At 61.1% G+C, this 18,376-nt stretch carries 16 protein-coding genes and 1 pseudogene; 13 read left to right on the top strand and 4 right to left on the bottom strand.

Annotated elements, in window-relative coordinates:
• Window positions 1-37: 37 nt before the first annotated feature.
• Together FJ960_RS13840 and FJ960_RS13835 are read left to right on the top strand one after the other, a co-directional pair.
• Entirely contained in the window at window positions 38-895 is an 858-nt protein-coding gene (locus tag FJ960_RS13840; RefSeq protein ID WP_140510065.1) for a LysR family transcriptional regulator, read from the top strand.
• Window positions 896-984: 89 nt separating this feature from the next.
• The gene (locus FJ960_RS13835; RefSeq protein WP_140510063.1) at window positions 985-2,064 is read left to right on the top strand and encodes a hybrid-cluster NAD(P)-dependent oxidoreductase; all 1,080 of its coding nucleotides are present in this window, start codon (window positions 985-987) and stop codon (window positions 2,062-2,064) included.
• Window positions 2,065-2,516: 452 nt separating this feature from the next.
• Here FJ960_RS13835 and FJ960_RS13830 read toward each other — a convergent pair whose 3' ends face one another.
• Window positions 2,517-2,939: a low affinity iron permease family protein gene (locus FJ960_RS13830; RefSeq protein WP_140510061.1), complete on the bottom strand. Its 423-nt coding sequence runs from the start codon at window positions 2,937-2,939 to the stop codon at window positions 2,517-2,519.
• A gap of 806 nt (window positions 2,940-3,745) precedes the next feature.
• On the opposite strand from FJ960_RS13830, the gene FJ960_RS13820 reads away from it, so the two are divergent.
• On the top strand, window positions 3,746-3,967 hold the full coding sequence (locus tag FJ960_RS13820; RefSeq protein WP_140714602.1) for a DUF768 domain-containing protein: 222 nt from the start codon (window positions 3,746-3,748) through the stop codon (window positions 3,965-3,967).
• 230 nt (window positions 3,968-4,197) lie between these two features.
• On the opposite strand, the gene FJ960_RS29865 is transcribed toward FJ960_RS13820, so the two are convergent.
• Both FJ960_RS29865 and FJ960_RS13805 read right to left on the bottom strand, forming a co-directional pair.
• Window positions 4,198-4,611, bottom strand: a complete 414-nt coding sequence (locus tag FJ960_RS29865) for a hypothetical protein (protein WP_246672789.1) — start codon at window positions 4,609-4,611, stop codon at window positions 4,198-4,200.
• A 397-nt stretch (window positions 4,612-5,008) separates the two neighbouring features.
• Window positions 5,009-5,302, bottom strand: a complete 294-nt coding sequence (locus tag FJ960_RS13805) for a helix-turn-helix transcriptional regulator (RefSeq protein ID WP_281405578.1) — start codon at window positions 5,300-5,302, stop codon at window positions 5,009-5,011.
• A gap of 593 nt (window positions 5,303-5,895) precedes the next feature.
• Here FJ960_RS13805 and FJ960_RS13795 point away from each other — a divergent pair.
• From FJ960_RS13795 to FJ960_RS13775, 5 genes and pseudogenes are all read left to right on the top strand, one after another.
• Window positions 5,896-7,011, top strand: a complete 1,116-nt coding sequence (locus FJ960_RS13795; RefSeq protein ID WP_140714673.1) for a PHB depolymerase family esterase — start codon at window positions 5,896-5,898, stop codon at window positions 7,009-7,011.
• A gap of 498 nt (window positions 7,012-7,509) precedes the next feature.
• A complete protein-coding gene (locus tag FJ960_RS13790) occupies window positions 7,510-8,685 on the top strand; it encodes a zinc-dependent alcohol dehydrogenase (RefSeq protein ID WP_140714600.1) in 1,176 nt (391 codons plus the stop codon).
• 10 nt (window positions 8,686-8,695) lie between these two features.
• The gene (locus FJ960_RS13785; RefSeq protein WP_140510053.1) at window positions 8,696-9,244 is read left to right on the top strand and encodes a hypothetical protein; all 549 of its coding nucleotides are present in this window, start codon (window positions 8,696-8,698) and stop codon (window positions 9,242-9,244) included.
• 414 nt (window positions 9,245-9,658) lie between these two features.
• A complete protein-coding gene (locus FJ960_RS13780) occupies window positions 9,659-9,895 on the top strand; it encodes an AbrB/MazE/SpoVT family DNA-binding domain-containing protein (protein ID WP_140510100.1) in 237 nt (78 codons plus the stop codon).
• Window positions 9,892-10,289: pseudogene (locus FJ960_RS13775) on the top strand (type II toxin-antitoxin system VapC family toxin). The gene FJ960_RS13780 and the pseudogene FJ960_RS13775 overlap by 4 nt, the downstream one beginning before the upstream one ends.
• Window positions 10,290-10,801: 512 nt before the next feature.
• On the opposite strand, the gene tssH reads toward FJ960_RS13775, so the two are convergent.
• Window positions 10,802-13,546: a type VI secretion system ATPase TssH gene (gene tssH, locus FJ960_RS13765; RefSeq protein ID WP_140714598.1), complete on the bottom strand. Its 2,745-nt coding sequence runs from the start codon at window positions 13,544-13,546 to the stop codon at window positions 10,802-10,804.
• A 332-nt stretch (window positions 13,547-13,878) separates the two neighbouring features.
• Here tssH and tssA point away from each other — a divergent pair, with 332 nt between their 5' ends.
• The 5 genes from tssA to tssE all read left to right on the top strand — a co-directional run bounded on the left by tssA (window position 13,879) and on the right by tssE (window position 18,375).
• Window positions 13,879-15,054 carry a type VI secretion system protein TssA gene (tssA, locus tag FJ960_RS13760; protein ID WP_140510049.1) on the top strand — a complete coding sequence of 392 codons (1,176 nt, stop codon included), beginning with the start codon at window positions 13,879-13,881 and terminating at the stop codon, window positions 15,052-15,054.
• Window positions 15,055-15,059: 5 nt separating this feature from the next.
• Window positions 15,060-15,596: a type VI secretion system contractile sheath small subunit gene (gene tssB, locus FJ960_RS13755; protein WP_140714596.1), complete on the top strand. Its 537-nt coding sequence runs from the start codon at window positions 15,060-15,062 to the stop codon at window positions 15,594-15,596.
• 3 nt (window positions 15,597-15,599) lie between these two features.
• Window positions 15,600-17,105, top strand: a complete 1,506-nt coding sequence (gene tssC / locus FJ960_RS13750; RefSeq protein WP_140714594.1) for a type VI secretion system contractile sheath large subunit — start codon at window positions 15,600-15,602, stop codon at window positions 17,103-17,105.
• 81 nt (window positions 17,106-17,186) lie between these two features.
• Window positions 17,187-17,636: an Hcp family type VI secretion system effector gene (locus FJ960_RS13745; protein ID WP_027143719.1), complete on the top strand. Its 450-nt coding sequence runs from the start codon at window positions 17,187-17,189 to the stop codon at window positions 17,634-17,636.
• Window positions 17,623-18,375 carry a type VI secretion system baseplate subunit TssE gene (tssE, locus tag FJ960_RS13740; RefSeq protein ID WP_140714592.1) on the top strand — a complete coding sequence of 251 codons (753 nt, stop codon included), beginning with the start codon at window positions 17,623-17,625 and terminating at the stop codon, window positions 18,373-18,375. Before FJ960_RS13745 ends, tssE begins: the two co-directional genes overlap by 14 nt.
• The last annotated feature ends 1 nt before the right edge of the window (window position 18,376 follow it).

Raw genomic sequence — 18,376 nt, 5'->3', positions numbered from 1 at the left:
TGGGTAATGATCGGGTTTTTCGATTGGGGGTTTGTCCGTGCAGCTGGACCACATTGAGACGTTCCTGGACATCATCGAGTCCCGGAACTTCAACCGGACTGCCGACCGGCTCAACATTACGCAGTCGACGGTAAGCAGCCGGATCAAGAGCCTCGAAAGCGCGGTAGGATCGGAGCTCTTCCATCGTGGTCGCGCCGGCGCTGAACCGACCGCGGCGGGACGACGTTTCGAAGCCTACGCGCGGGCGATGCTGTCGACCTGGTCGCAGGCGCGTCACGACGTGCGCGCGTTCAACCGGTTCGAAGGAACCCTTCGCGTGGCCGCGCAGGTTGGCATGACACGCTCAGTGCTGCCTGGGTGGGTGGAGGCGCTCTGTCAAGCCCTTCCCAAAGCCTCGATCCATGTGGAATCCGACTACTCCAACCAGATGGTGACCGATCTCAGCATGGGAAATCTGGACATAGCCGTGCTCTACGCCCCCCGCTATCTTCCCGAAATTGCTTATGAGCACCTTATGGTCGAGGAGTATGTGATGGTCTCGACCTTTGCCAGGACGATGTCGGAGGTCGATCCCGACAGCTACATTCGGCCGGGCTACACCGTCGTCCTTGAGAAAACCCATTCCGAGCTGATCCCTTCGTTGGCAATTTCCCGCCTTTCCATGGGATCCGAGAGCCTGGCCGAAGCCATGCTGCGGCGAACCGGGGGGAGTTGTTACATGCGCAACGACGATGCCCGCAGGTTTACCGCCGAGTGCCCGTCCTTCCTGGTCGACGGCGCACCGACGCTCTACCAGCCCGTCCATACGGCCATGCTCGCCCGGCGCAAGCATGAGCCGATCATCCGCAAAGGGCTTCGTGCGCTGCAGCTGGCGGTGATGTCGCTCGAGACGTAGATCGAAATTCCCGATTAAAAAGCTGGGCTCAACCCACTGTTCCGGACAGCCTGCGGCTGCCATGTTTGGCGCGTCATTGAGAGCCAAACATGAACGCACATACTTCGTTTCCGGCTTCCGATTTTTTCGCACCGATGCGGCAGCGGCAATGGGCCGACGCATCGCCACAGGCAATGCTCTGCCGTGCGGTCATCGACGAGACGCACGACGTGAAGACCTTTGTGTTCTCGGCCGCCTCAGATTGCATGTTCTGCTTCAATGCGGGGCAATACGTGGTCCTTCACCTCGCGATCGATGGCGTTGTGGTGGCCCGGTCCTATTCCGTTTCGTCGCCACCAACACGTCCGCTCGACCTGCACATTACGGTCAAGCGGACACCAGGCGGGCTCGTTTCCAATTGGATCCACGAGAATCTGCGGGCGGGCGACGAAATCAAGATTGAAGGCCCGCGGGGCTCGTTCAAACTTGACGGCTTGCCAGGCGAAAAGCCTCTCTTTCTTGCGGGCGGCAGCGGGATCACGCCTCTTATGTCTATGCTGCGAACCCTGACGGACAGAGCTTCCGATCTGGACCTGTGCCTCATTTACAGTGCCCGGTCGCCGCGAGATCTCATTTTCAGGTCGGAACTCGATGCGCTCGCTGCCCGATTCCGCAACCTGAGCGTGACATGCGTCTGTTCCAGGGCAGATCCCTCCTGGGCAGGACCGACGGGCCGCATGGACGGCCCCTTGCTCCTGCGCCTAGTCCCCGATCTTCGCGAGCGCACGGTCTACGCCTGCGGCCCCGAACAGTACATGAAGGCGCTGCGAGACGGTCTTGGCCAGGCAGGCGTTGACCCCCGGGGTTATCATGAGGAGAGCTTCGGGGGCGCCCTGGGCGGTGCTGCTCCGGATGTGGCCTCTGCGGTTTCGTCCTCGGTCCATTTCGCCCGTTCCGGATTGGAGCATCGTTGCGCACCCGGAGAGACCCTGCTGGAGGCGGCGCGCAACTGTGGTGTCTATGTTCCGACCGGCTGTCAGCAGGGAATTTGCGGTGCGTGCCGGATTGCCAAGCTCTCGGGCGAAGTTGCGATGCAGGATCTTGGCGGACTTACGTCCGAAGAAAAGTCAGCGGGCTTTGTCCTGGCCTGTTGCAGCCGCGCTCAAGGCTCAGTTTTACTCGATCTTTGACTTGGGTTGAGATCTGAACGGGTGATTGCCGAATTGACCGAAAGCTGGTCACGCATGCGATTTCAGCTGAATTCCAGGCGTGAGTTCCAAGAAGGGCAGACCCAAAGCTGTGTAGCTAGGTGCTCCGGGAACGGCGTTTGAGTGCCTGAGTCCGCATCAAAATTTTGGCCGGACTTCAGGGCGTCCGGTATTCGGTGGCGATGTCTGCTGCCAAGGAGTGGCAAAGCCGATCTGTGCGGCTGAGATGAGGGGCGCATACCAGCCATTCAGTAGCTGACCTCCGCCTGCCGGTGATCATCCAGTCCACGTTGTCGATCGGAGAACGGCCTGAATATGTTCTGCGAGCTCAAGTTCGCCCGCCTCGATCTGCAAAAGATATCGGGCTCGCCAGCAGGAATTTATTCAACCCGTGAATGGGGAGCGGCTCTAGTGCCGTTTCTCTTCGGTGCCCCTCAGGTGTTTTGAGCTTGCGGTTGGCGACATTTCTCTTCCTTGTCCCTCTTGCCTGCCGGTTCCGAGGATTGGGAGCGGGCAACTGCGGCCTCGCAGGTAGACCGGATCTCTTCGACCTCGGCCGCCGTTAAATGATCTATCCCGATGAAGCTGTTCTTGCCCGCGCTCACGCGCACCAGTTCGTCAAGCTTTGCCTGTACCGCTGCCCCATCTCGATTCTGCGTATTCTGGATAAGGAAAACCATCAGGAAGGTGATGATCGTCGTCGAGGTGTTGATGATGAGCTGCCAGGTTTCCGAAAAACCGAGGAAAGGTCCCGAAAAGCCCCAGACCGCGATCAAAGCCATGCAAAGGATGAAGGTGATCGGACGACCTGCCCCGCGAGCGACAGCGTTAGCGATCCTTGCGAATGTCTTTTCCATTCAGCTCCCAAGCCATCACAAGAAACCCCGCCGAGCGGGGCTCCTTTGAACTCAAGGGGCAGCCGCTTTTTTCTTGGTGGCCGATTTGGGCTGACCAGATCTACCCCTGGCCGCGGAGTCCTTTGAGTGGGCTGCCATAGCTGGGGCAGCTCCAGTCTTCTTGGCCGTGCTCGCCTTCGCAGTCGCTGCTTTCTTCGTCGCTGCCTTCTTAGCAGGCGCCTTTTTCGTGGCCTCCTCGTTCGAGGAGAAAATGCCGGTGATGTTGCCGATGATGGACACTGCGCTGCCCTCCGTTGAACTGGACCATCAATGCGCATCCGCCCGAAACGGTTCCATTAGACCAGCGTGGCGCTTGAGATCTGTGACCGCGCCGCATTGATCAATCTCTCTAACGGCGCCTGTGGCGAGGAAGAGTAGCGAGCGTTCCCTTGGCTATTCGCGACATCTGCGGTAGCATCAAAACCCCTGGCAGCCGTAAGGTCACGATAACTGTTACAGCGCGAACAATTTGGGGGAGATGAGCTTGGAAAGCAGTCGCAATGCGCGATCCAACCAGTGGAGATCGTAAATATCCCGCTTTGATTCCGGTCGCCGGCGAGCGGGGACATTTCGGATAACAATGTTAGTCCAGCTACGACCCAGCATGATCCCGTTAAACCAACATCGGATAGCATCCTTGTGGCCGCGGCACGTTTGCAGGCGGCGATCGACAAGCGAGCCGGCAATGATAGCACGGGACCCGAAGACCGCCGGCGCGCGCGGGGCACCATGAGCGGAACTAATATCCCCGCGCGACTTGTGTCGGAATGAGCACGCGCGGCATCATGTTCCTAAAACAATGGATCGCGAACAACGTCCCTGAGAACGCTACGGCCGACGTCATCTCGATTGATGAACTCACGCACAAGCTGATCGCCGATGCCAAGGCGATCGGTATCAAGCGGGTAGAGATCGATGAGGATGTCGACAGCCTCTACCGCACGATCCTCGATGCTATAGTGCGTTTTGGTCCCGGTTTGACTGAGTAGCCGTACACTGCGCTTTTCGGTTCATGGGTCTTTGACTACTTCGGGCTTCAGCCGCTCATGCCTCGGCTGCTCGTGCCACATCGCCTGATGCAAATCGAGCATGTCGACCGGCTGTCCGCAGATCTTGCACTATAGAAATGGTCGCCCTCGTCGGAGGGCTCGTGCGGCTTGCACTTGATGGGCGGCCCAAGGTGTGAAGGCGTTGTCATGGGGCAAGCAACATCCCGCCATCACCTTCGCCTCGGGCTTCGCTCCAGCGGCTCATGGCCGGGCACTTCATGCCAGAAGACTTGGCCCAAATCGCGCTGATCGACGGGCTGACCGCATGCGGGACAGTTGTAGAAGTGATCGCCCTCGTTGGTGAGCTCAGGTCCGTGCACCTTGCCATGAATCGGAGGACCGAAGTCGGAGTGCTCACTCCATTCCAAGAGGTCTGGACGTTCGTCAGGTCCGACCAAGCTGTACTCATACACGGTGGCTTTCTCTTCATCGACCACCCGGAACCAATGATCCTGCAGTGCTCTTGGCGACACTCTTTGTTGTCCGGCGGCGGCCCCGGCGGCTTTCATAGGATCGCTCTCCACGACAGCGCCAGATGACACGACTGTATTGCTGTAGATCTCTTTGACCTGATACTTCGTCATCGTCGCCGCATTCCGATGAGGTTGCAAAGTGGTAGCTTTGTTGCGTCGCGCATGCAGTATGCAGTTCCGGAACTCTTTTAGCTACAGCTAATTGACTGGCGGTTGGTGGCAAGGGGGCGCGAGGTGCCGCAGTATCGGGTGAGATCATGGCCGCCGGATCGGCTGTGTCTTCGAGCATGGTCATCGCACAGCTTCCCTTCAAAGCGGCAGGGGCACACATCGGCCAGCCTGTCAGGCGCCAGGAGGAAAGCTGGGTGCGTGTCACGGAGACCAAGGGCGAAAAGCGAACCTTCGCTTACGTTTGTCGGACGGCATGAGCACTTCCGTGGCGGTCCCTTCCTTTAGGAAATGCCAAAGTTCACCCTCACTTTTCCCTCATCGATATGTGGAGTTTTCTTCATTCCGCCGCGCGATTTGTCTGCCGGCGGCGCCACGTTCTATTGCCGGTCCGGCGACTAGTCTGCCCTTCAGAGCGCGCTAGTAATGGGCCCCCTTCGGCGGGAAAGACAATTCCCGCTCCTTCGAAAGCCAGGAGCAAGGCGGCGACAGTGCGGGGATGCGGTTTCCTTACCCCGTTTTCAAATTCGCTGATCGTCGCTTCGCTAAGATTGCACTTGGCGCCAAGCCGCACTCGCGACCAGTTCAATAGCGCTCTTGCTGCTCGCGACTGCTCTGCCGTCAGGTTTCGCACTTCATGGACCTCCTTGCCGACGAACAGCGGACCGTGCGGAAGGTTCCCGAAGTATTTCAGCGCGCGCTAACGGAACGGAAGCGGCTCTCAGCATGCCGGCGAGGGCCGATTGTCGTTTGTTCCGCCGTGCTCTTGATCGGGCGACGACTGGATCCACGCGATCAAGTATGACGGGTTCCGCACCCAGCTGATCCTCGATTGGGATGGCGCCCGGGCCGACACCAGGACCGGCAGCGACTGGTCGAAGCGCGAGGAAATCCGATAGTCGCGCTGCCTCGCCGGATAGGGATGCATCTTCTCGTTGGCAGAGTAGTAGCCGCGATCCGTTCGCAGGACCTCAGAGGACAAGGTCACCGGCCGCCCGGACCGCTCTCTTCGCATGCGGCGAGCCGAGGATGGTTGCACATGACCTGAATGTGCCGTCATTACCGCGCCCGCTCCGGCCCCAAGGCGAGGTGTGTTCGCCAGAATGGATGCGCAGGAGAAACCCTGTTCGCATAGGCAGGTATTTATGCTGCAGCGCAGCAACCAACTTGGAAAGGCGGCGTTCCGGTATTTGATCTGCTTTGGATTTCACGCAAAAGGATGCCGACATGAGAAGTCTCGCCGATACCGTCGCACGCTTGGCTGCTCGGCGAAAGCAAAGCAACTCGGTCGTGGCCGGTGACGTCGGAAGGGATCGATTTTCCGAACTTCAGGCGTTCGGGTCCAACCCAGGACGGTTGCGGGGCTGGACATACCGCCCCAAGGACCTCGCAGCGGATGCACCTCTGGTCGTTGCTCTCCATGGCTGCACGCAGTCGGCTGTGTCCTATGACCGCGGCACGGGCTGGTCGAGGATGGCAGATCGCAAGGGCTTTGCCGTGCTCTATCCAGAACAGCAGCGTAGCAACAATGCCAATCTTTGTTTCAACTGGTTCGCCCCAGACGACACCCGAAGAGGCTCGGGTGAGGCACTTTCGATCCGGCAAATGATAGAGGCCGTAGTCATCGCAAACGATGTGGACCGGACTGGGATCTTCGTCACCGGACTTTCCGCTGGGGGGGCAATGGCCGCCGCGATGCTGGCCACTTATCCGGAAGTCTTTGCGGGCGGGGCCATCATAGCTGGTCTACCCTATGGCAGCGCCACTACCTTGCCGCAGGCATTCGACCGTATGCGAGGTCATGGCGGCCCAACCGCGAAGCAGTTGGCGTCGGCAGTCAAGCAGGCGTCCGGTCACTCCGGACCGTGGCCGAAGCTCTCCGTCTGGCATGGAAGCGCCGACACGACGGTCAGTCCCGTCAATTCCGACCAACTCGTCCGGCAATGGCTTGCACTTCATGGACAAAGTGAAGCTCAAGCCGACACCGCGGAGCGGCAGGGCTATCGCCGCGACGTTTGGAGGGATGCTACGAATCAGGAAGTCGTCGAATCCTACCTCATCCCAGGTATGGCGCACGGGACACCTGTGGACTCGGCAGACGGCTTGAGTGACGGCGGATCTTTTATGATCGACACCGGCATATCATCCACTTCGCTTATCTCCCGGTTTTGGGGACTAGCCGGCACTGAGGGCCAGTCGCCAGACGCCCATCCATCGACGAGATCGGCGCGACACTCCCCTTTGGCGGTCGCGCACCCGCCGTTCCAGCCGCCGAGCGGCTCGGACGCCGGCCCTGGTCAGATTATCGAAGACGCTCTTCGCGCTGCCGGCTTAATGAAATAGAGTAACGGCCATACTTTTGTTTCAGGCCAGCCCCCGAGCCTCCCTATTCGAAAACGGGACCGTTAACGCGCGACTTTAGGCATCCTTGGCGTCGGGAGGTCAGGTGTGCCGGGAACGCTTTTGTTGAACTTTAAACCCTCCACTCCCGCAGGATCACACCCTGAAGCTGCTTCTGGACAATTGAATCGATCATGGTCGGGCCGAAGCTGGGCTCCCCGATGGAAATCCAGATTATTATCCCAGGCTTCGCCACCGCAGTCTAAAGCCGCCATGAGCCTGCCAGCTGACTGCAAGCGGCCCAACGGGAACATTAGGCGATGATTTGGCGCAGGCGCCGGTCTCCGGCCGGCACAAGCGAAAGATTCGTCCTTGTCCCGGAACATAGAACGACCGTCGAGGTTGGACGGCAGCGGGCACAGTCGACCAACCGAACTGCAGCGGCTCGCTTCGGAGAGGCGTGAGCCCGCCATAAGGACCTGGCGAATAGAGGAGCGACCTATGCGAGCGTTGGTCTGGCACGGCAAGGAAGACATACGCTGCGACGAGGTTTCCGATCCCGAGATTGAGGATGAACGCGACGCGATCGTCAAGGTGACGAGTTGTGCGATCTGCGGCTCCGATCTCCATCTGTACCACAACTTTGTGCCGGCCATGCTGCCCGGCGACATCATGGGTCACGAGATGATGGGAGAAGTCGTCGAGATAGGCTCGGGGGTCAACGGCGCTCTCAAAAAGGGGGACCGCATCGTCGTACCCTTCACCATCATTTGCGGTCAGTGCGACCAGTGCAAGCGGCAGAATTTCTCCGTTTGCGAACGCACGAATCGCAAGAAGAACCTTGCCGAGAAGGTGTTCGGGCACGCGACGGCGGGATTGTTCGGCTACACCCATCTGACCGGCGGCTATCCCGGCGGACAGGCCGAGTATGTGCGGGTGCCCTTTGCCGACACGACGCACATCAAGGTGCCCGACACTCTGACCGACGAGCAGGCGCTTTTCCTCGGGGATATCCTCCCCACGGGATGGCAGGCAGCTGCCCAGTGCGACATAGAGCCCACCGATACGGTTGCCGTGTGGGGCTGCGGCCCTGTCGGGCAGATGGCGATCCGCAGCGCGCTTCTGCTCGGTGCGGGGCAGGTCGTAGCCATAGATTACCTGCCGGAACGGCTTTCGATGGCCGCGGCAGGCGGCGCCATACCCGTCAACTTCGCTGAGGAGAGTGTCGTCGAACGGCTGAACGAGCTCACCAGCGGCAAGGGTCCGGAGAAGTGCATCGACTGCATCGGCATGGAAAGCCACGTTTCGCTCGCCCAGCCGGACACCGTTTACGACCGCGCAAAGCAGATGGTGCTGAGTGAAAACGACCGGCCGCACGTTCTGCGCGAAATGATCTACGTCTGCCGGCCGGCCGGCGTGATCTCGATCCCGGGTGTCTATAGCGGTCTGCTGGACAAAATTCCGATGGGGCAGGCAATGAACAAGGGGCTCACCTTCCGCATGGGACAGACGCATGTGAACCGCTGGACGGACGATCTGCTGCGCCGCATCGAGGAGGGTCAAATCGACCCGTCTTTCGTCATTACCCACACCGTGGGGCTCGACCAGGGGCCCGACATGTACCGGGTGTTCCGCAACAAGCAGGACAGTTGCATCAAGGTGGTACTGAAACCGTAGGAAAAACGTCATGAACTTGGTTGCAAAACTCACCAACATCAGCAGATCGCCTGGCGATCCCAAAGTGCTGAAGATCGGCCCGAGCGTGATCGGCGCGGCCGACAGTCTCGCGCGCAAGCTAGGCTGGCTCAGTATAGCGCTGGGCGTCTTCGAACTCGTAGCGGCAGACAGGGTTGCCGGCGCGCTCGGTATGAGTGGGAAGGAAAGCCTGATCCGGGCTTATGGGACTCGCGAAATCAGCAGCGGCATACTCTCGCTTTCGGTGGACAAGCCGGCGGGGATGTGGAGCCGGGTAGCGGGTGATGTACTGGACATCGCAACGCTATTGCCCGCGTTTCGGCATGAAAATCCGAAGCGCGGCAATGTGGGCCTTGCACTCGCCATAGTCGCCGGCGTGGCATTGCTCGACCTCGTCGGCGCGCAAGGCGTAACCACACGCCATTCTCGCGGCCACGTCAAACCGCGCGATTACAGCGATCGCACCGGCTTCCCGGGCGGCCTCGCCGCCGCCCGGCAAGCGGCCCGCGCGGGTCGTACTTCAGCAGCCGGGGCCGCCTGAACAGGTCGCGGCGCCAGGCGACGCGAGCCGGATGGCCGCGTGCGAGGTCCATCAGGATCGCGCGACGTGTTTCCTGCCTAGGCCAGGTTCTGGAAACCCGTCAGGGCGAGCCTCGCTTGGGCAACTCCGCCGCTTCCACTACCTGTCTTTGCAGACATCTTCGGGAGCGCTCTGCCCAATCGGAGCCATCCCTGACCTCTGTCCGGTCGAGTTCGCGCTCGATTGTGTCCCGCGACCCTTCTGCAGGATCTTGCTCCAAGGCTGCGTCAGGGCCGTATCAATCTGGCCAGCGCGGCCCTTGCCGCGGCGACGGCAAGATTTCGCCATCCTCAGGTCCCCCTCATCTGTCTTTACTCCTCGCCTCTTGGCGGCACGTATCTGGGGTGCTTGCCTGTCAAGTCCGGGTTCTGGAAATTGCCCACTCAGGGCCAAGTCACGCTCAAGCGGGACTTGCTGCAACATCTCGGCATCAAGCCGGGAGAACGGGTCGATTTTGAGAAGCTTCCCGGCGGCGAATTGCGGGTGCGGGCGGCGCGGCCGACCGGCACGATTGACAGCTTCCTTGGACTGCTCGCCGGCAAGACGAAAAACGTCGCCACGATCGAGGACATGAACGAGGCCGCCGCCGCCGGTTGGGCGGGCGAGGAGTGAAAGTCACCGTCGACACCAACGTGCTGGTCCGGAGCGTCGTCCGCGACGATCTAAAGCAAGCCGCCGCAGCAGACAAGGTGCTGAAGAGGCGTCGCTGATCGCCGTTTGCCTGCCGTGCCTGTGCGAATTGGTGTGGGTGCTGCGCCGGGTCTATGGCTTCGAACATCCGGTCTGCGCGACCGCAATCCGCGCATTGCTCGATACCGGAAACGTCGTCATGAATCGACCCGCTGTTGAGGCCGGGCTTGCGTTGCTGGACGCAGGGGGCGATTTCGCGAATGGTATCATGGCCTATGAAGGCACTTGGTTGGGCGGCGAGACCTTTGTGTCGTTCGATAGAACGGCTGTGAAGCTACTTTCCAAGCACGGGGAAGCCGCAAAGCTGCTGTCGTGAACGCCGCCTTCATTGGCGGCTCGTGGCTCCGCTGGATCGGCGAGACATGGTCCTGTTACGCTCAACCACTTCACGCTGCTGCCCGTCCAGAGACTCAGCAATGGCGATTTATATGACCCGAGGGCGGCCGGAATTCTGTTCGTGCTGCCAGGGATAGTGGCCATGATGTTGGCGCTGTCCAGGCGCTATGGGGCTCCAGTCGTCCTGCAAATCCCTGGATTTGCCAAAGGCAGGAGTGAAGACGGCGGCGAAACGCGTGTCGCATTTGCGCTCTCGCGCCGGCGGCACTCTGACCACAGGCCATCGACGACAGGAGCGCCCTGCGCGGTTCGCTGCTCGTCACTCTCATATGCCATCGCTACGCCGGCGATCAGGCTGGTAATCCCTGTCGCCTCCTCGCGGCCGAACAAGCGGATGGATCGCGTCAGCATCGATGAAACGACGGGGCAGCCAGCTGCACGTGTGACCCAGATCGTGGGCGCGAACGCGTGACGGCGAATCCTGATCGGGCTCTATTCGAAAGAGTAGGTAAATCCTTTCGCCGAGGCCCCGACGATGACTTTCGTCATCTTCTTGCCCTCGAGCGCGCGATTGAGCACGCCGCGGCTGAGTTCCGGCAGCAGCGTGTTGGTGAGGATGGCGTCGATCATGCGCCCGCCGGATTCGATCTCGGTGCAGCGCGCTTTGATCATATCCAAGACACCCTCGCCGATCACCAACTCGGCTTCATTGGTTGCTTTGAGACGCCGCGCGATCTTGGCGAACTGGTGTGTTGCGATCGCCTCGATCATTTCGTCCGAGAGCGGGTAGTAGGGGATTGTCACCACGCGCCCGAGAAAAGCGGCAGGAAATACTTTCAGCAGAGGACCGCGCAAGCCGGTGTCCAGATCGTCGAGGCCTATACGCAAGGTGCCGTTCCTCGTGCGATCCATGATGACCTCGGACCCGACATTCGAGGTGAGCAGGATCAGCGTGTTCTTGAAGTCGATCCGGCGGCCCTCGCTATCGTCCATCATGCCCTTGTCGAAGACCTGGAAGAAGATCTCGTGCACGTCCGGATGCGCCTTCTCTACCTCATCGAGCAGGATCACCGAATAGGGCTTGCGCCGCACGGCTTCGGTCAGGATGCCGCCCTTGCCAAAGCCAACATAACCGGGTGGCGCGCCCTTCAGCGTCGAGACCGTGTGCGCCTCCTGGAATTCGGACATGTTGATCGAAATCAGGTTCTGCTCTCCGCCATAGAGCGTCTCGGCCAGCGCCAAGGCTGTTTCGGTCTTGCCGACGCCGGAGGGGCCGCAAAGCAGGAACACGCCGACCGGCTTTTCCGGCGCGCCAAGGCCGGCGCGGCTGGTCTGCACGCGTCGCGCAATCATTTCCATCGCATGGTCCTGACCCACGACGCGCTCGGATAAAGTGGCGGCCAGCTTGAGCGCCTTCTCAGTCTGGCTGGATAGCATGCGTCCGGTCGGAATGCCGGTCCAGTCCTGGACGACGGCGGCCACGGCATTGCGGTCGACCGACGGCAGCATCAACGGCGTCTCGCCCTGCGCGGCGGCAAGTTCGGCCGTCAGTTCGCGCAATCGTGCCAGATCAGCTGCGGAATCGCGCGCTGGAGCAGGCTCCTGGGCGGCAAGCGCCTTTGTCTTGCGCGCCTCGCCACCTGGGACCTCGAGAGCTTCGGCCGTGGCTTCCTCCCCCTCCTCCGGGTCAAGGGGCATACCCTTGCCACGGAGTTTGGCACGAAGGTCAAGAATCGCGGCCACAAGCGCCTTTTCGCGATCCCAGCGTGCTTGCGCTGCCGCAAGCGTGGTCTCGGTTTCCGCCAACCCGGCCTCCACGCGAGCCTGTCGGTCCGTCACTTCGATGCCGATCGCCGCCTCGCGGCAAATGATGCCTTTCTCGACTTCGAGTGCCTGGCGACGGCGCAGGATGTCCTCGACCTCGGCAGGCGTCGCGTGCTGAGAGATGGCAACGCGGGCGCAGGCGGTGTCGAGCAGGCTGACCGCCTTGTCGGGCAGCTGCCTGGCCGGGATGTAGCGGTGCGAAAGGGAAACCGAGGCCTCGATCGCCTCGTCCAGGATTTGCACCTGATGGTGCTGCTCAAGAACGCCGGCGACACCACGCAACATCAGCACGGCCACCGATTCGGAAGGTTCGTCGATCTTGACCACCTGGAACCGACGGGTCAGCGCCGGATCCTTCTCGATGTGCTGCTTGTATTCGGCCCACGTCGTGGCGGCGATGGTGCGGAGCTCGCCGCGCGCGAGAGCAGGCTTCAAGAGATTGGCTGCATCGCCGGTTCCCGCCGCGCCACCCGCGCCGATCAGTGTATGCGCCTCGTCGATGAACAGGATGATCGGTGTCTCTGAGACCTGGACCTCGTCGATGACAGCCTTCAGCCGCTTTTCGAACTCGCCCTTGACGCTGGCGCCCGCCTGCATCAGGCCGACATCGAGCATGTGCACGCTGACATTCTGAAGCGGCGGCGGCACGTCGCCCTGGGCAATGCGCAAGGCAAAGCCCTCGACGACCGCCGTCTTGCCGACACCCGCCTCGCCTGTCAGGATCGGGTTGTTCTGCCGGCGCCGCATCAAGATGTCGACGATCTGACGGATCTCCGCATCGCGGCCGACGACCGGATCGATCTTGCCATCACGGGCGCGCTGAGTGAGGTCGGTGGCGTATTTGGCGAGCGCCGAGTCACGGCCCGGGCCGCGTTTCATCGGTGTTTCGGCGGCAGCTGTCGCGGGCGGTGAGCCGGATTCGAGCGAGCTTTCAATGACATCGGCGAACCGCGCAATGACCCCATCAGCATTGATCTTGTCGAATTCGGCGCTGATCTTCGAAACCAGCCCCTCCAGCACCGGTGTCTTCAGGCAGGCGAGAAGAATATGCGCGCTGCGCACCTCCTCGACCCCGAATTCCAGTGTGGCCAGGTTCCAGCCTTCCTGTATGGCGTGGAAAATGTGATCGGAGAATTCCTCCACCGAGGTCGCGCCGTAGGGCAGCTTGTCGACGGCACGGGTCATATCCGCCGTCAGCCGGCTGACATCCAGCCCGGCATCAGCGACGATCATCTGTACATCCGAGCGCTCGGACAGCACCAATTGCTGGACGAAATGGACGAGCTCGACATACGGGTTGCCGCGCAACTTGGCCGTGTCCGCGGCGGCCTTGAAGGCGCGCACCCCCGTGGGATTGAGCTTCGCAACAAGTTCCTTGCGCTTGAAACTCTGCGACGACCGGCGCTGTTCCATTTGAACCTGCCCCCGAAATCTGCTGACCCTACCCTGCCACAGAAGCAGCTGCTTGACAAAGCCGTGTGAGGAGACGGTCCTTCTGACCTGTCCGCGCGGCACCTTGTGGTTACACAAGCCTAGCAAACTCCTGCAAAGAACCCGAACTGCAATCCGAAATACGCGAGCCATTGCACATACCCGGTCCGCCGATCGCCGCATGGGTTTCGTTGAAAGATAACCGAGCATTCAGCTTCTGTTGGTTTTCGAGCATGTGCTCAATTGTCGTGGCATGGGACCGATGATAACGTTGCGTCACATATGAGGCGCGGAGCCGCTCGCTGGGGGTACGTGTGATTGATCTCGCACTCTGGCTGAATCCTCTGGACGGTGCGAATCCGTCGGGAGCGGATTTGCGCAACGACCCGGCTTTTCACGAGCTGGAGCGGCTGACGGAAGCCCAGCTCAAGGTCGTGCACGACGGCGGCAGCAAGCCTTCGCAGTCAGCCAGCTCGGTCGACTGGGCCGCCATCCTCCAAAAAGCGGAAGAATTGCGCTCACGCGGTCGGGATTTGCGCCTTCTGGTCATCGTCACGCGCGCGCTGGCCAATGAAGAGAGGCTTGCCGGCCTCGCCCAGGGCCTGACCCTGATCGCAAAGACTCTCGACCAGTATTGGGATTCAATGCATCCGGCTTTACGGCCGGCTGGCGCGCCTCGCGACGCGGCGCTGCGACGCATCAACGCGCTGCTTGACCTCCAGAACGGGCAAGAAGGCCTGCTGGCGAACCTCAGGCAGACCGTCTTCTTCTCACCGCGCACGATCGGGCCGATCAGCGGGCGAGACCTGGAACAGGCAGCGCTCGACGAGCGCGTCATGCTCCAGGAAGCTGCCTCCGGCCTGGGGAACGCCGAAAAGGCGGCGCTAACGGCCGCGCATAACCAGATGCTGAACCGGGTGCGCACCGCATGCGCGGCGCAGATCGATCAGGCCGTGGACGCCATCACCACCCTTTTGAGCGATGCGCGCGCTGCGATTTCGGCGCTGGATGCGGTCGATACCGCGCTCAACGCCCACATCGACGGCAATGGCGCGGCCGTTCCGGATTTGAAGAAGTTCCTGCAGCGCTTACTGACGACGCTGGAGTGGAATTCCAGCGCTGCCGCCGTGGCCAACGGTGCGGCAATGCCTGCCCCGCAGCCGTCCCAACCGGCATCGGCGCCCCCTCGAAACGGACATGGAGCCGAGACGATGGCAAGTGTGGCAAGCTCTGCGCAAACCAGCACCGGCCTGCCTGACCGGATCTACTCGCGTGACGAGGTCGTCAAATGCCTCGATCTCGTGGTTGAATTCTACGACCGCACCGAGCCGTCCAGCCCGATCCCGCACCTCGCCCGGCGCGTGCGGCGGATGGTGCACATGGATTTCGTGGAACTGATGGAAGATCTCGCCCCGTCGGGGCTGAAGGAATTCCGGCTGCTTGCCGGTGTTTCCGATCCCAAGAAGCCGGTCCAGAAGGATGAAAGGTAACAACCATGCCAGCAGAGAGCAAAGCCAAGGTCATCGAAAGAAACCGCGCGCCGCGAGTGCAGATCGCCTACGACGTCGAAACCTACGGCAGCCCGACGACGATCGAGTTGCCGTTCGTCATGGCTGTCATGGCCGACCTTTCCGGCGCCTCGCAGACCAAGGAAGCGTCAAAGTCGGTCCTGGATCGCAACTTCGTCGAAACCGACGCCAATCGCTTCCCGAAATTCATGGAGGCGATGGGGCCGCGCCTAAAAGCGCGCGTGAAGAACACGTTGCCGCAAGTGGAAGGGGCCGAGCGGGACGAGGAATTGGCGATCGATCTCACCTTCTCCAAAATGGGAGATTTCGCGCCCGACAAGATCGCCGAGCAGGTGCCGCAACTGGCCGAGATCCTCAAGATGCGGCGCCAACTCGAGGAACTGCTGGGCTTCATGGATGGCCGCGTCGACGCTGAAAAGCGCATTGCGCAGCTTCTCAACAACGAGCCGCTGCTGAGCAAGATCGCCGGCCAGGGGATCTCTGACGGCAAGGGCGAGGAATAAGTCATGGCCGAACAGCAAAAGACCGCAGCCGCAACCGCCGAGGCGGAAGCCATCGATCTGGGCGAATTCAGCGGGCTCCTTGAAAAGGATTTCAAGGTCAGGAAGGACGACACCGAGAAGCTCCAGCAGTTGGTGCGCAACTTGGCGCTGGCCGCACAGTCGCGATCCGAGACGACGACCATATCGTCCAACGCGATCAAGTCGATCAAATCGCTGATTGCGGGCATCGACAAGATGCTGACGACGCAGGTTAACGAGATCCTGCACGCCCCGGAAGTGCGGGAGATGGAAGGCACCTGGCGAGGCCTTTGGTACCTCATCAACAACACCGAGACGGATACCAAGCTCAAGATCCGGGTGATGAACATCTCCAAGGAGCAGTTGGCCGACACGCTGGAAGACTATGAAGGCCAGATGTGGGACCAGAGCCCGATCTTCAAGAAAGTCTATACCGACGAGTATTCGATGCTGGGCGGCGAGCCGATCGGCTGCATCATCGGCGCCTACGAGTTCTCCAACCACCCGCGCGATGTCGGACTGCTACGCAACATCTCGGGTGTCTGTGCCTCGGCGCACACGCCGTTCATCGCGGCCGCCTCGCCGCGGCTGTTTCGCATGGACACTTGGCAGGAGCTGCCAAACCCCCAAGACCTGCAGATGATCGTCAACAACCCGGCCTATGCCTCATGGCAGTCGCTGCGTGAGAGCGAGGACGCCCGCTATATTGGGCTCACCATGCCGCGGGTGCTGGCACGCCTGCCCTACGGCTCGGAAACCGTTCCGGTGAAGGGCTTCACCTTCGAGGAAGAGGTGGGCGGCGACCATAACAAATATGTCTGGATGAACGCCGCTTTCCCGATGGGCGTCAACATCAACCGCAGCCACAAGCTGTATGGCTGGGGAACGCAGATCCGCGGCGTCGAGAATGGTGGCACGGTGCTCAATCTGCCGGTGCATGCTTTCCCGACCGATGACGGGTCAATCGCGATGAAATGCCCGACCGAGGTCGCCATCGATGACCGGCGCGAGGCGGAACTGGCCAAGCTCGGTCTGATGCCGATCTTGCACCGCAAGAACACCGACCTCGCAGCCTTCATAGGCGCGCACTCACTTCAGGACGACGAGACGCGGGCTGGGCGTCTGGTCGACCCCGACGCCCAGGCAAACGAACGGCTGAGCGCCAACCTGCCCTACCTCTTCCCGGTCTCGCGCTTCGCGCATTACCTCAAGGCGATCGCGCGCGACAAGATCGGCTCGTTCAAGGAACGCACCGATATGGAGACATGGTTGACCGAATGGATCAACCGATACGTGCTGGCCAATCCAGCTTTCGCCGACGACAAGGCGCGGGCCAAGCGGCCGCTCGCCGCGGCCGAGGTTCAGGTCGACAGCGTCGAAGGCAGACCCGGTTACTACAACGCCCGTTTCTATCTGCGTCCGCATTACCAGTTGGAAGGCATCAACGCCTCCCTGCGGTTGGTGTCGGAACTGCCGTCGGTGAAGGGCTGAAACGCAGCGAAGTCATCTTGTTTGGTTTGAAAGCGGTGGAGAAAGACAATGCCGACCACAGAAAGAAGTGACGCTCCTTCCATGAAGATCGATGGTTTTTTGAAGGTTCCCGACATCAAGGGCCCGAGCAAGCGCGACGGCCACGAAGATGAGATCGAAGTGCATGGCGTCGATTACAAGATCATGGCGCCCTATGATCCCAACTCGCTTTCGCGACGCGGCCGCGTGTCGATGGGAATGATTAAATTCTTCAAGCACTACGACAAGTCGTCGCCCTATTTGAAGAAGGCGCTATTCGAGAACAAGGCGCTCGACGAGGTGGTGTTTTCGGCACGCCGCACCATTGACGGCGAGACCAGCGACTATCTGGTCGTGACGCTCACCGACGCCTCGATCATGGAGTACGATATGCGGCAGGCCGCCGATGAGGCGGACCTTATCGAGGAAGAAGTCAGCTTCGCCTACAAAAAGATCAAGTTCGTCTACGACAAGGACGACGAGATCGAAATGGACGTCTATGTCGGCAAGTGAGACCAAGCGGCCTGGCGCGAGGGCTCAGCTTGGCGGCAGTTCGCGCGCAAGGCGCGAGGCGGTTCAGCCGTCCCTGTGGGACCGCCTCGTCAACGACTTGCCAGGACTGACGTCGGAGATCAATGGGCTGCGCCGTCTCTTGGAGGAAGAGCTCGGCGCCGAGCGCGTCGAGGCTCTTCTTGCCGGCAATGCGCGCGCCATCGATGCCGACGCCGAACTCACATCCGAGCAGAAACGGCGCCTGCACCGCCTGGTCTTCCAGGCCCAGCATCGCGCCGAGATCGAAGGCCGCGGCGTGGTCGTTTCGGCACGCGTGTTGAGAGAGGCCGTGCGGCGCGACATCGAGGCCCTGTTCAACACCGAGCGTTTCGAATCCGTACCGATGCTCTCGGACGCCGAACACGAACAGCCCCTGGAGGAACTGCCCTCGCTCGCTGACTTTCCGCAGGTGCGCCGCAGCGTGGTCAATTTTGGCGTGCCGTCTTTTTCCGGCCGCTCGTCGCGGGATTTCGACCGCGATGGGCTGGCACGCGAAATCCGCGCGGTGCTTGCCACCTTCGAGCCGCGCCTGAAGGAGAGCGCCACGATCGTCAACGTCACGCTTGGTGACAAAAACGTCGGCCTCAAGATCGAGATCGACGCGGTGCTGATCATGGCCCCGACACCGGAGCGCATGCGGCTGCGCACCACAATCAATCTCGACAACGGCCTGGCACGAACCGAATTCCGGGAGACCTGAG

Origin of the sequence: Mesorhizobium sp. B2-3-11, from assembly GCF_006442215.1 — a bacterium.
GTDB lineage: Bacteria > Pseudomonadota > Alphaproteobacteria > Rhizobiales > Rhizobiaceae > Mesorhizobium > Mesorhizobium salmacidum.
The sequence above is the reverse complement of the archived record's forward strand: the minus strand, read 5'-3'. Positions and strand labels throughout refer to the sequence as shown.